Here is a 13,287-nt window from a genome sequence, read left to right on the forward strand (position 1 = left end):
CACAAACATGTCACAACTATTTCGTTCACTTTCGTAAAAAAGTAGTATTCTAAGTGTGTAAGCTGTTATATAAAAAATCTTAGTCCTGTACTAATCAAAAATGGAGGAGATTAGGATGACTCAAGTATTAGAAAATGTTAAAAACGCATGGGAAAACTTTAAAGGTGAAAAATGGAAAGCAGAGATTGATGTTCGCGATTTCATTTTAAATAATGTAAACGTTTTCGAAGGGGACGAATCTTTCTTAGCAGAAGCAACTGAAGCAACGAAACAACTTTGGGATCAAGTAATGGATTTAACAACGAAAGAACGTGAAAACGGTGGCGTTCTTGATATGGATACAAAAATTGTTTCTTCTATTACATCACATGACCCAGGATACTTAAATAAAGATATTGAAAAAGTAGTCGGTTTCCAAACTGATAAACCATTTAAACGTTCTTTACAACCATATGGTGGTATTCGTATGGCAGAACAAGCTTGTGAATCTTATGGATACGAAATGGATAAAGAACTTAGTCGTATTTTTAGAGAGTGGAGAAAAACTCATAACCAAGGTGTATTTGATGCATACACACCAGAAATGAGAAATGCACGTAAATCAGGTGTTATTACTGGTCTTCCAGATGCATACGGACGTGGACGTATTATCGGTGACTATCGCCGAGTAGCGTTATATGGTATTGATCATTTAATTGAAGCGAAAAAAGCTGATTTGAATTTAACTGGTGGTGTAATGAGCGAAGATACGATGCGTTTACGCGAAGAGTTATCTGAGCAAATGCGTGCACTTCAAGAGTTAAAAGAAATGGCTGCTTCTCATGGCTTCGATATTTCTAAGCCAGCAACAAATGCACAAGAAGCATTCCAATGGTTATACTTCGCATACCTTGCAGCGATTAAAGAGCAAAACGGGGCTGCAATGAGTCTTGGACGTACTTCTACATTCTTAGATATTTACATTGAAAGAGATTTAGCAAATGGTACTTTAACAGAAGAAGAAGTACAAGAAATTGTAGATCACTTCATTATGAAATTACGTCTTGTGAAATTCGCAAGAACACCTGATTATAATGAATTATTCTCTGGTGACCCAACTTGGGTAACTGAATCTATCGGTGGTATGGCATTAGATGGTCGTCCATTAGTAACAAAGAACTCATTCCGTTTCTTGCATACATTAGATAATTTAGGACCAGCTCCAGAACCAAACTTAACTGTTCTTTGGTCTAAACAATTACCAGAGAACTTTAAAAACTACTGTGCGAAAATGTCTATTAAAACATCAGCAATTCAATATGAAAATGATGACATTATGCGTCCTGAATACGGCGATGATTACGGTATTGCATGTTGCGTATCTGCAATGAGAATCGGTAAACAAATGCAGTTCTTCGGAGCTCGTGCAAACTTAGCGAAAGCATTATTATATGCGATTAACGGTGGTAAAGATGAAAAGTCAAAAGCACAAGTTGGTCCTGAGTACGCACCAATTACTTCTGAAGTATTAAATTATGAAGAAGTTATGCATAAGTTTGATATGACAATGGAATGGTTAGCGGGTCTATATTTAAACACATTAAATGTTATCCATTACATGCATGATAAATATAGCTATGAACGTATTGAAATGGCACTTCATGATACAAACGTTCTTCGTACAATGGCAACAGGTATCGCTGGTCTATCTGTAGTAGCAGATTCATTAAGTGCAATTAAATACGCAAAAGTAAAACCAATTCGTGATGAAAATGGTATTGCAGTTGACTTCGAGATTGAAGGAGATTTCCCTAAATACGGTAACAATGATGATCGTGTAGATGAGATTGCTGTAAATCTTGTAAAAACATTTATGAATAAACTTCGTAAACATAAAACATACAGAAATTCTGTTCATACAATGTCAATCTTAACAATCACATCTAATGTTGTATACGGTAAGAAAACTGGTAATACTCCAGATGGCCGCCGTACTGGAGAACCATTTGCACCAGGTGCGAACCCAATGCATGGACGTGATACAAAAGGTGCATTAGCTTCATTATTATCTGTGGCTAAATTACCATATGAAGATGCACAAGATGGTATTTCTAATACGTTCTCTATTATTCCGAAAGCACTTGGTAAAGAAGATGATGTACAAGTACGTAACTTAGTATCAATGCTTGATGGTTATGCAGTAAAAGAAGGGCACCACTTAAATATTAACGTATTTAACCGTGAAACATTAATGGATGCAATGGAACATCCTGAGAAGTATCCACAATTAACAATTCGTGTATCTGGTTATGCTGTAAACTTTATTAAATTAACTCGTGAACAACAAATTGATGTAATTAACCGTACAATGCATGAAAGCATGTAAATGAAAAAAGTGTCCCTTCGCTCTTAATATATAGCGAAGGGAGGCTGTTTCAATAAAGGAGGAAGTAACATGGTAAAAGGAAGAATACATTCTGTAGAGTCTTGTGGTACTGTTGATGGCCCAGGGATTCGTTATGTCATATTTACACAAGGGTGTTTATTACGTTGTCAATATTGTCATAATGCTGATACGTGGGAAATTGGTAAAGGTAAAGAAATAACAGTTGAAGAAGTGATGCAGGATGTGACATGTTACCTTCCATTTATTGAAGCTTCCGGAGGCGGTATAACAGTTAGCGGTGGAGAGCCATTATTACAGCTAGACTTTTTAATTGAGTTGTTTAAAAAGTGTAAAGCGGCTGGTATCCATACAACAATCGACTCTTCTGGTGGTTGTTATTCTGAGGAACCAGAATTCCAAAATAAGCTAGATATTTTAATGGATTATACAGATTTAGTTTTATTGGATCTGAAACATATCGATTCCAAAAAGCATCGTAAATTAACAGGGAAACCAAATGAACATATTTTACAATTTGCTCGTTATTTATCGGATAAGAATAAACCAATTTGGGTACGACACGTATTAGTTCCTGGTGTTACGGATAATGAAGAGGATCTACAAAAACTATCTAGCTTTATTCAAAGTCTGTCTAATGTTCAAAAAGTTGAAGTGTTACCATATCATAAGCTTGGTGTATATAAATGGGAGGCGCTTGGACACAAGTATCCACTCGCAAATGTAGAACCACCTACTGAGAAAAATGTAGAACATGCTAAATATATTTTACAAGCGGTCTAATCCAAATATTGGATTAGGCTTTTTGCTTTCTTTACAATAAAATCTAGAGTATATATTGATAAAAGAGTATACTGAAAGTAGAATATCCATAATTTTGTACGGAATAAATGGAGAAATTTACATAATTGTAAAGGGAAATCAAAATAGTAAAAAGAATTAAGAAGTAAAAGAGTGAGTATCATGGAATAGAGAACATTTGTAAGTTATTGCGAAAGCTCTTATAGGAAAGTATAATGTAAAGATATGAGCACAGATAGGATTAAGGGGTCAATCTTATATGCTTTGCATATCCACGACAGGTACATAGCTGAAAGGGAATTATTAGAATCTGTTTATGTAATTTTTAAGGAAAATGTTTTTCCTATTGTCGTATATGCAATATGGAGAAACAAAAAGCTAGGAGTGGATTTGTTTGATAAAAAACCCCAAGGTTTTAATATTAACTGCACATTACGGTAATGGTCATGTGCAAGTAGCAAAAACATTAGAACAAACATTTCGCCAAAAAGGAATTGAAGATGTTATTGTATGCGACTTGTTTGGAGAATCACATCCATTTATAACTGACATTACAAAATATCTATATTTAAAAAGTTATACAATAGGAAAAGAATTATATCGTTTGTTTTATTACGGGGTAGAAAAAATTTATGATAAGAAAATAGCATCTTGGTATGCGAACTTTGGAAGAAAACGTTTGAAAACACTATTACAGGTGGAGAAACCAGATATTGTAATTAATACATTTCCAATTATCGCTGTACCAGAATTGAAGAAACAAACAGGTATTTCAATTCCTGTCTATAACGTATTAACGGATTTTTGCGTGCACAAAATATGGATTCATCGAGAAGTAGATCGTTATTTTGTTGCAACGGATCATGTGAAAGAATTGATGGTTGATATCGGTGTACCTGCGGAACAAATTGTTGAAACAGGAATTCCAATTCGGAGTAGTTTTGAGTTAAAGGTAAATCCGGAAATCATATATACTAAATATCAGTTATGTAAGAATAAAAAGATTTTACTAATTGTAGCAGGTGCTCATGGGGTATTAGGAAATGTAAAAGAACTATGCCAATCATTTATGTCAGTGCCTAATTTACAAATAGTTGTCGTTTGTGGGAAAAATGAAGCTTTAAAACAGGATTTATTAAGTTTACAGAAGCAAAATTCCGATGCATTAAAAGTGTTTGGGTATGTTGAAAATATTGATGAATTATTCCGTGTTACTTCTTGTATGATTACGAAGCCAGGCGGAATAACATTAAGTGAAGCAGCAGCGTTGCAAGTACCTGTCATTTTATATAAGCCTGTTCCAGGACAAGAAAATGAAAATGCGATGTACTTTGAAAGAAAGGGAGCAGCAGTTGTCATTCGCGATGATAGTGAGGTTTTTGCAAAAACAGAGGCATTATTACAAGATGATGTGAAGCTTCTTCAAATGAAAGAAGCAATGAAAAGCATCTATCTTCCAGAGCCAGCTGGTCATATTGTAGATGCAATTTTGGCAGAAAATCATGCAGAACCGCGTCATATACCTATTAAATCACCTGCTCTTGCACAATCTTTTACTTAATATGAAACCCTCTTTGTATATGTAAAGAGGGTTCTTTATTATTTTCAAAGAAAATTCAGCCAGTTATCCACAAAAGGATTACGCTTTCATTAAACAGTAAAGTCGGAATATTAACAACTATATCCACATTGTCCACAATTTTTAGAAAAATATCCACAATTAAAACAGCTGATATATGCTTTAATATAGAAAAATATTAAATGTTTTTGAAAATTACTAACAATTCTGTTGGTTTTGTGGATAAAGTTGTCCACAGCAAAAAAAGTCCCTTATGTATAAGGGGCTTTTTTGCTTACTTCTATCAGTCGAGAAAATTATGTAATGAAAATGAATAATTAGGGGGGAAACTTCTAATTATTCATTTTCACTTTAAATGCTTTTCGAGCGATATCCTGCTGCACGATCTGCTTTTTGAAATTCGCGTTGATAGAGAACTTCTTGTGTACTAGATAATGTGTTTTTTGCTTTATCACGTTTCTTTTTATCCATTACAAATCACCTCGTGTCTTAAAGTTACTATTTATCGTTTCCAAAGACATGAGGGGATATACGCATATGGAAAATGTTAACGATTGATTATCATTTCAGAAAATTTAGATTACGCTTCTTTTAATTGATGAGCATCTTGGAAGGATGTATCGCGCATTGTAGCAAGTGTGTATTGATCTTTTGGAATTTCATATAAGTTATACACTTCTTCGTTTGCGTTAATTTCATCATATACGGCTTTTCTTGTTTCGTTTGCTAGATTCACATATTGCAGTTTTTCTGCAGCTTTAATAGAACGAATATTTATTTTACGAATACGCATGAAAATTGTTTCAATATCTAATTCATAGAAAAGTTCACTAAAAAATGAATCTTTTGCTAATTTGTTATAGCCTTTTCCATGATATGGTTTGCCAAGCCATGTCCCGAGAAATCCAGCTTTTTCTTGCACATCAAATAAAGTAATTGTTCCGATAGGGTTACCCCATTCATCTAAAATTGTGCGTGAAATTAATTCACCACGTTCTTCAGCTTCAATCGTTTGTTTTGTTAAGAATAAATATTCTTCATAAGAATAAGCCTTTTGACGCACAAAAGGGAAGACAGCTGGATCCACCATTAACTCGTATAGAACGTGGCTGTCGTGTAAGTCGCGTTTTTTCAACATACTAACTCCTCCTCACACGAGGGTAGCATGACGAAAAAACACCCCACCCTCGAAATTTTTATATCAATCTTTAAAAAATTTCGGGGTGGGAATCGAACCCACTAGAACCAGTTTCTAACGCTGGTGGCGCACCATTTGCCTTCCCCATTCATCAATTTGAAAATGATAATCACGACACAAATTGATTATGGTTTCATTCAGTTTATAATCGTATAATACTTTATCTAGTCAAAAAAATAAACTAGTTTTTTTTATTTTTTTTGTAAATTATTTTTCCATCAATCATAGTTAGTACAGGCTTGGCTAAATAATGGAAAGGATGATGAGTCCATAACACGAGATCGGCGTCTTTTCCAACCTCAATGCTTCCAATTCTATCCTCTAAACGCAAATTTCGCGCTGGGAATATGGTGATTCCTTCTAGTGCTGTTTTCTCGTCTAACCCTTCTCTTACTGCAACAGCGGCACAAATATTTAAATATTGAATGGGTGTATAAGGATGATCTGTTGTTATAGAAACTTCCACACCATTTTTAGATAATATATGGTAAGTATCCCATGTCTTGTTTTTTAGTTCGATTTTAGAACGACGTGTCAGAGTGGGACCAACTGAAACCTTCAAATTGTGTTTCGAAAGCTCTTCAACAAGAAAGTGTCCTTCTGTACAATGTTCAATACGTAGATCGAGGTTGAATTCCGTTGCAAAGCGTAGCGCAGAACTAATATCATCTGCTCGGTGAGCGTGGATACGTACGGGTATTTCACGACGTAATGCTTTTAAAATAGGAAGCATTCTAAAATCAGCTTCGTGCCCGTAGTGTTGTGCTTCATAGAATGATTCCCGAAGTAACCCCATAATCCCCATACGTGTAATGGATTCTTTTGTTCCATTACTATGGACTTTTTTAGGATTTTCTCCAAAGGCAATCTTTAAACCAGCAGGTTCTTGAATAATCATATGATCAATACAAGTTCCAGCTGTTTTTATTACACAAGTAGTACCCCCGATAATATTTTGACTGCCAGGCATAACGTGAACGGTTGTAATTCCGTTTTGTACAGCGTCTTGAAAGGCAATATCGAAAGGATGGATTCCATCTAAAGAACGAATATGTGGTGTTGAAACTTCAGATGTTTCATTGGCATCATTTCCAGCCCAACCAGTACCTTCATCATAGAGACCAAGGTGAGTATGGACATCAATAAAGCCAGGTAAGAGATGGAGTGCCCGTGCATCTATAACGGTCATATCTTGAGTAGGTTGAATAAAAGGTTTGACCTCGGTAATTCGCTCTCCTGTAACGAGTACATCTCCTTGAAACTTTTGAGATGTAATAGGGTATACAATGGCTTGTTTGAGCAATATTTTCATAGGTACCTCATTTCTGTTACTTTATAATGCTAATGGAAGTTAAGGGAAAGTAACTGAAAGGTTATTTGTATGGTAATGCTTAGGATCCTAGAAAATGAAAGTTTTGAAAGAGCCCATGTAAAATTGTGTTTTAGAAGTACTACATTGTATGCGAAAGTATATTTTGTAATGCATGGTCTATTGCCGGAAATGTGTATTGGTATCCATGTTCAATTGCCTTAATGGGTAATACACGTTGCCCTTCTAGTACAAGTATGCTCATTTCACCCAGTAAAGTTTGAATGATAAATGAAGGTACAGGCAACCAATGAGGTTTTTTCATTATAGTTGCAATGTTTTCTCCAAATTCCTTCATTCTTATGGGTGTTGGTGCTGTCATATTAAGAGGACCATCAATTTCTTTTTTGTGTATGATGAAATCCATCATACGAACGACATCGTCTATATGAATCCATGATAACCATTGCTTCCCAGAACCAATGGTGCCGCCGATATAGAATTGATAGGGAAGTAGCATTTTGGGAAGAGCTCCTCCATTTGCACCTAATACAACTCCAAATCTTGCGTAGATTGTTCGTATTCCGAGAGAACGTGCTTTAGATGCTTCTTGTTCCCATGAATATACTGTATTTGCTAAAAAGTCATTTCCAGGAGTCTCATGCTGTTCTGTAAAAGACTCTATTTCAGACGTTCCATAGTATCCAATAGCACTTGCGTTAATAAATGTGTGTGGTTTTGTATGGAGTGTCTGCAATTGTTTAATGATTCCTTTTGTTGTTTGAATTCTACTGTTTAAAATGACTTTCTTTTGTTGCTTTGTCCATCTACTATTAATAGACTCTCCGGCTAGATTAATAACTATATCAATAGAAGAGAGGGGGAAGGTTTGTAAATCTGGTGTCCATTGAACATACTGAAGGTTAGGATCGGAAGTTTCAGTAGTTTTTTTTCGTGTGAGAATGTAAACAGTATATCCTTTTTGAATAAAAAAAGTAGAAAGGGATTTACCGATAAAGCCTGTACCACCAGAAATTGCGATTTTCACAAGTATTTCCTCCTCATTATATATATTCTTGAAAAGAAAAAATGTTCCTCGACTATGTTAAAATAATAGAGAGGTGAGAGTATGGCTGTCATTACAAAAATAGAAGTACAAAAACGATCGAAAGAACGATTTAATATTTATATTGATAAAGGTCAAGGCGAAGAGTACGGATTTAGTGTGGATCAAGTAATCTTAATAAAACATGGATTACAAAAAGGCTTAGAAATTGATGAAATCGAGTTAGGAAATATTTTGTACAATGAAGAAGTACAAAAAGCATATTTACAAGCAATCTCCTATTTATCCTATCAAATGAGAACAAAACAAGAAATAGAAGATTTTTTACGAAAAAAAGAAGTGGGACAGGCCATCATCTCTGAAGTCGTTTCGAAATTATTACATGACCGATATATTAATGATAAAGAGTATGCTGTTTTATATACGCGAACGCAAAGTAATGTGAATCGAAAAGGTCCAACTGTTATTAAAAGAGAGTTATTAAATAAAGGTGTTCAGGATTTAATTATTACACATAGTTTACAAGAATATCCGAAGGAAAAGCAAATTGAGAATGCCTTGTTTCTCATAGAGAAGAAGAAAAAATCTTATCAAAAACATTCTTTTTTACAAATGAAACTAAAGTTAGATGAGATGCTTGTTCGAAAAGGATATTCTAGAGAAGTAATTCAAATTTGTTTGGAAGAATTGAAAGACGAAAAAGATGACGAAAAGCAACAAGAAGCGTTACACTATCATGGGAATAAATATTATGAGAAATATAAGAAGTATGATGGATGGACATTTGAAAACAAGATGAAACAAGCGTTATATCGAAAAGGATTCTCTATTGATGAAATCGAGATATTTTTGCAAATGAAACGCGAAGAGGAATGAGGAGAATAAGATGAATATGCCAAAACGCTACAGTGAAATGACACCGCATGAGCTAAGGGAAGAAATTGGCGCTTTGAAGGAGCAAGCAGTAAAAGCTGAGCAGCTTGGGATTGTCAATGAATTTGATGTATTAATGAGAAAAATGGCAATGGCTCGTGCTTATATGACGGATGTAAACAAATTCCGTATTGGTGAAACATATGAATTAGTAGAAGAACCTGGTGTATTATTTAAAATCACGTATTTCAATGGGGTATTTGCTTGGGGATATAAGCAAAATGATAATGAAGAGATTGGCATACCAATTTCCTTATTGCAAGAAAAATAAAAACCAGAGAGCATATATCTCTCTGGTTTTCATCTTTGGTAGGCGTTAAAGGAGATAGGAGATTCTAAAATTGGCGTTTTTTACATTCATTTGCCAATATAATGAGAGACTGGGTTTGTTGCGTCTGTCCGTTAACTTGTGCTTTCGCATGTTTTGGACGAGTCCACGTATGGTTAAATAATTCAGAACGACTATCTAAGCGATCACGGTAGCTCATCTTTATCACCTCGTGTAGGAAGTTAATTTAATTTGTACTATTCTTCCTGCTGATTTGCAGCACGCATACGTTCTTGTGGGTGCGTGTTAATTGTGCCGTTAGGTCGTTTCGAAGCGAAGCGTGATTTCGCTTTCGGTTGACCGTCGATTTTGCTGTTGTTTTTTGACTCAGACCAAAATTCGGCTTGTTTACCCATTGCGAACGCCCTCCTCATTATCGGTTGATACCTCTTTAAGAAGTATCAATTATAGAATGTGCAAAATTGAAGAAACTATCCTTTAGAAATGAAGGGATAAATAGGTAAAAGGAGATTATAATATGAATGATATTTATGAAACATTAACGAAAGAATTATTAGACAAGAATGACAAGCTTTCTTACGCACAAGCTCGTGCGTGGGTTGAGTTACTATGGGAAGATTTTCAAACAACTTATGCAAAATCAGGTCGTTATCAAGGCGATGAAATGACGGAACAAGTGGTACGATCATGGATTAATAATCATGGTGTACGCCTTCATGAAATGCGGACAAATAATCCGAAGTATAGTCATTTAATTAATCAAGAAGATCATTTGAAACATTAAAAAAAGCGACTTAAGTCGCTTTTTTTAATGTGGAAGTAATTCCAGTTTTTTTCGAAGCTTTTCTTCACTAAAGATCCATCCTGTATAGGAACTAATAATATTTAAATTGTGGTCGAGCTGAACGATTGCAACAAATGGATAATAATCTTTACTTCGATATCGTAAATCAATGAATCGTACTTCATAATAATGGTCATGATCAAAAATATCCCAGCGATATACAGGAGAGAAAGATAGGAAGGCTGAGATGTTTTCATCTTGTTTAGCTGCTCGCATAATATTATTGTCTGGGAACGGTATCCGATCGAACTTATCATATATCATGATGTTACCACGGTGCCATCTCGCAACGTAGTAATAATCAGCCGTAACGACTGCTAAATGGTAATGATAAAATCGGTAAGAAGGAGAAATGATAATCTTTTCGACATTTTTGAAACGTTTGTGTACAACGCTTCTTATATTTCTGTGCATCATAATCCGTCCGATATAGTAAACAATCATTAATATATATGCCGCTAAAGCTGTATATCCCTTATGAGAACCGACGAGCATGCAAGCAATTGCAAGTATATGGATAAAGAAAATTACGGTATCGAATGTATTAATTATGCCAAGTGCGACCCATTTTTTTGTGAAAGGTCGTAATGCTTGTGTACCATAGGCGTTGAAAATATCTACAAAGACGTGAAGAAAGACGGCAATAAATGACCAAAGTAGTAGATGAAGATATGGAGCTTCTGAAAAGAAGGCGAAAGAGATGCCACTTATAAGGAATGACCAAAGAATTACCGCAGGAATAGAATGAGTAATCCCACGATGATTTCTTATATATTTAGCGTTATTACGCAATTTTAAAACTGTGTCAATGTCAGGAATGTTGGAACCAGCAATTGTAGCAAGCATAACAGCTTGGGGGCCAATATCACTTTGTGCTATGGCTGGATCTAATGTTGCTAAGCTACCTAAAGTGATACCCATAACAAGGTGAGTGGCTGTGTCCATAGAAATCCACCTCCGTTTTTTATTAATGTAACTCTTTTTATTCGATACCTCAAGTCCTTTGCCTTCTATTTCCTATGTCATCTTACTTAAATTTTTTCCTAAAATCTTTATAATAGTACTTATATGCAAAAAAATGAGGGGGATCAAGTTTGACACTTGAAATACTAAACAATTTTAATATAGAGCAGTTTCAAAATGATTTAATTGGTTGGTTTGAAGAAGAACAGCGCGACTTACCGTGGAGAAAGAATAAAGATCCATACCGCGTTTGGGTTTCTGAAATTATGTTGCAGCAAACAAGAGTAGAAGCTGTAAAACCATATTACGCAAATTTTATGGGGAAGTTTCCTACACTTGAAGCGTTAGCGAACGCTGATGATGAAGAAGTATTAAAAGCATGGGAAGGTTTAGGATATTATTCTAGAGCACGTAATTTACATGCGGCAGTAAAAGAGGTAAAAGAAGTATACGGCGGGGTTGTACCAAGTGATGTAAAGAAAATTGAAAAGTTAAAAGGAGTAGGACCATATACAAAAGGTGCTATTTTAAGTATCGCATATGGTATACCAGAGCCGGCAGTTGATGGAAATGTTATGCGTGTATTATCTCGTATTTTATCAGTATGGGATGATATTGCAAAACCAAAGACTCGAAAAGTTTTTGAAGAGATTGTGCGTGAAATTATTTCAGTAGAAAACCCATCTTATTTTAATCAAGGATTGATGGAATTAGGTGCATTGATTTGTATTCCTAAAAATCCATCGTGCTTACTTTGTCCTGTGCGTGAGCATTGCAGAGGATATGCTGAAGGTGTTCAAAAAGAATTACCAGTAAAAAGTAAAGCGAAAGCTCCTAAAATGGTACCTATTGTTGCAGGCGTACTTCAAACTGAAGACGGTCGTTACGTTATTAATAAGCGTCCAAGTACAGGTTTGTTAGCTAACATGTGGGAGTTTCCTAATGCTGAACTTGGAGAAGGTATTCGAAATCAGAAGGAACAGCTTATAGATTATATGAAAGAAAAATTTGAGCTCGAGGTTTCTATTGATGAATACGCAATGAATGTACAACATACGTTTACACATCGTACTTGGGATATATTTGTATTTTACGGAAAAGTAACCGGTAATATTGTTGATACAGATACATTAAAATTTGTATCGAAAGAGGTATTTGAGCAATTACCTTTCTCAAAATCACACCGTACTATTTATGAAAATTGTGTGGAGAAAATTACAATGCAATAAATAAAAAAGTGTTCCCAATCTAGGGAACACTTTTTTAATCGTAAGAAATTTTTGTCCCATGAGTCCAACTAGCTTCACCTTCTTGTAAGCCGCCTCTTGATTCGATTTCTACTACAATTTCTTTGTAAATACTTTGCCCTTCTACATTTAAATAAGGCAGAACCTGTTGTAGTGAGTGATGAAAATAAGCTAATTCATCTTCTTTCCATTCATTTTTTGAAATCATCGTTAGTTCAGTCATATCGCGTCCTATATACATATTTCCACCTCCATTTCTTATAGTTTGAATAAGTAACAAAAGATATATGCGGAAATTATTCAAAAGAAAATTACGGATAGCTTCTAAGTGAATTGGTTACATTATTGATTGTGGAGGTGAGAAAGATGAGTAAAAAACAACAAGGTTATAACAAAGCAACTTCTGGTGCTAGCATTCAAAGTACAAATGCTAGTTATGGTACAGAGTTTTCAACTGAAACAGATGTACAAGCTGTAAAACAAGCAAACGCACAATCAGAAGCAAAGAAAGCACAAGCTTCTGGTGCACAAAGTGCAAACGCTAGTTATGGTACAGAATTTGCAACTGAAACAGACGTGCATTCTGTGAAAAAACAAAATGCTAAGTCAGCTGCAAAACAATCACAATCTTCTAGCTCAAATCAGTAATGAAAGAAAAACACTTCTCTAATTCGG

The 13,287-nt window shown here is 35.0% G+C and carries 16 protein-coding genes; 8 read left to right on the plus strand and 8 right to left on the minus strand.

Going from position 1 to position 13,287, the window contains the following annotated elements; translation table 11 throughout:
* Positions 1-115 precede the first annotated feature (115 nt).
* The 3 genes from pflB to NST90_RS02495 all read left to right on the plus strand — a co-directional run bounded on the left by pflB (position 116) and on the right by NST90_RS02495 (position 4,745).
* Positions 116-2,365: a formate C-acetyltransferase gene (gene pflB, locus NST90_RS02485; RefSeq protein ID WP_000195471.1), complete on the plus strand. Its 2,250-nt coding sequence runs from the start codon at positions 116-118 to the stop codon at positions 2,363-2,365.
* A 69-nt stretch (positions 2,366-2,434) separates the two neighbouring features.
* On the plus strand, positions 2,435-3,166 hold the full coding sequence (gene pflA / locus NST90_RS02490) for a pyruvate formate-lyase-activating protein (protein ID WP_000238458.1): 732 nt from the start codon (positions 2,435-2,437) through the stop codon (positions 3,164-3,166).
* A gap of 412 nt (positions 3,167-3,578) precedes the next feature.
* Positions 3,579-4,745, plus strand: coding sequence for a diglucosyl diacylglycerol synthase (locus NST90_RS02495; RefSeq protein ID WP_000594690.1), 1,167 nt, complete (start codon positions 3,579-3,581; stop codon positions 4,743-4,745).
* 369 nt (positions 4,746-5,114) lie between these two features.
* Here NST90_RS02495 and NST90_RS02500 read toward each other — a convergent pair whose 3' ends face one another.
* The 4 genes from NST90_RS02500 to NST90_RS02515 form a co-directional block, all read right to left on the minus strand.
* On the minus strand, positions 5,115-5,234 hold the full coding sequence (locus NST90_RS02500) for a YfhE family protein (RefSeq protein WP_000358482.1): 120 nt from the start codon (positions 5,232-5,234) through the stop codon (positions 5,115-5,117).
* Positions 5,235-5,343: 109 nt separating this feature from the next.
* On the minus strand, positions 5,344-5,901 hold the full coding sequence (locus NST90_RS02505; RefSeq protein WP_000914734.1) for a GNAT family N-acetyltransferase: 558 nt from the start codon (positions 5,899-5,901) through the stop codon (positions 5,344-5,346).
* 241 nt (positions 5,902-6,142) lie between these two features.
* Entirely contained in the window at positions 6,143-7,273 is a 1,131-nt protein-coding gene (locus tag NST90_RS02510; RefSeq protein WP_000698317.1) for an amidohydrolase, read from the minus strand.
* Positions 7,274-7,412: 139 nt separating this feature from the next.
* Positions 7,413-8,318 (minus strand): TIGR01777 family oxidoreductase, encoded by a 906-nt coding sequence (locus NST90_RS02515; protein ID WP_000684379.1) that lies wholly within the window; start codon positions 8,316-8,318, stop codon positions 7,413-7,415.
* A gap of 81 nt (positions 8,319-8,399) precedes the next feature.
* Between NST90_RS02515 and recX the strand changes: the two genes are divergently transcribed.
* Together recX and NST90_RS02525 are read left to right on the plus strand one after the other, a co-directional pair.
* The gene (gene recX / locus NST90_RS02520; protein ID WP_025710264.1) at positions 8,400-9,212 is read left to right on the plus strand and encodes a recombination regulator RecX; all 813 of its coding nucleotides are present in this window, start codon (positions 8,400-8,402) and stop codon (positions 9,210-9,212) included.
* A 10-nt stretch (positions 9,213-9,222) separates the two neighbouring features.
* Complete coding sequence (locus NST90_RS02525) at positions 9,223-9,540, plus strand: YfhH family protein (protein ID WP_001057025.1); 318 nt, start codon at positions 9,223-9,225, stop codon at positions 9,538-9,540.
* A 64-nt stretch (positions 9,541-9,604) separates the two neighbouring features.
* Here the strand turns inward: NST90_RS02525 and NST90_RS02530 are convergent, their stop codons facing one another.
* The gene (locus tag NST90_RS02530; RefSeq protein ID WP_000122093.1) at positions 9,605-9,757 is read right to left on the minus strand and encodes a YpzG family protein; all 153 of its coding nucleotides are present in this window, start codon (positions 9,755-9,757) and stop codon (positions 9,605-9,607) included.
* Positions 9,758-9,794: 37 nt separating this feature from the next.
* The gene (locus tag NST90_RS02535; RefSeq protein WP_000517891.1) at positions 9,795-9,953 is read right to left on the minus strand and encodes a small, acid-soluble spore protein K; all 159 of its coding nucleotides are present in this window, start codon (positions 9,951-9,953) and stop codon (positions 9,795-9,797) included.
* Between the two features lie 122 nt (positions 9,954-10,075).
* Here NST90_RS02535 and NST90_RS02540 point away from each other — a divergent pair, with 122 nt between their 5' ends.
* Positions 10,076-10,342: a YfhJ family protein gene (locus tag NST90_RS02540; protein WP_000998166.1), complete on the plus strand. Its 267-nt coding sequence runs from the start codon at positions 10,076-10,078 to the stop codon at positions 10,340-10,342.
* A gap of 24 nt (positions 10,343-10,366) precedes the next feature.
* Here NST90_RS02540 and NST90_RS02545 read toward each other — a convergent pair whose 3' ends face one another.
* Positions 10,367-11,347, minus strand: coding sequence for a metal-dependent hydrolase (locus NST90_RS02545; RefSeq protein WP_000379109.1), 981 nt, complete (start codon positions 11,345-11,347; stop codon positions 10,367-10,369).
* Between the two features lie 149 nt (positions 11,348-11,496).
* On the opposite strand from NST90_RS02545, the gene mutY reads away from it, so the two are divergent.
* Positions 11,497-12,594 carry an A/G-specific adenine glycosylase gene (gene mutY / locus NST90_RS02550; protein ID WP_000171397.1) on the plus strand — a complete coding sequence of 366 codons (1,098 nt, stop codon included), beginning with the start codon at positions 11,497-11,499 and terminating at the stop codon, positions 12,592-12,594.
* A gap of 34 nt (positions 12,595-12,628) precedes the next feature.
* Here the strand turns inward: mutY and NST90_RS02555 are convergent, their stop codons facing one another.
* Positions 12,629-12,853, minus strand: coding sequence for a hypothetical protein (locus NST90_RS02555; protein WP_000275436.1), 225 nt, complete (start codon positions 12,851-12,853; stop codon positions 12,629-12,631).
* Positions 12,854-12,978: 125 nt separating this feature from the next.
* Here NST90_RS02555 and NST90_RS02560 point away from each other — a divergent pair, with 125 nt between their 5' ends.
* On the plus strand, positions 12,979-13,260 hold the full coding sequence (locus tag NST90_RS02560; RefSeq protein WP_000039046.1) for a gamma-type small acid-soluble spore protein: 282 nt from the start codon (positions 12,979-12,981) through the stop codon (positions 13,258-13,260).
* Positions 13,261-13,287 lie beyond the last annotated feature (27 nt).

Origin of the sequence: Bacillus sp. FSL E2-8900 (genome assembly GCF_037966225.1) — a bacterium.
Lineage (GTDB): Bacteria > Bacillota > Bacilli > Bacillales > Bacillaceae_G > Bacillus_A > Bacillus_A cereus.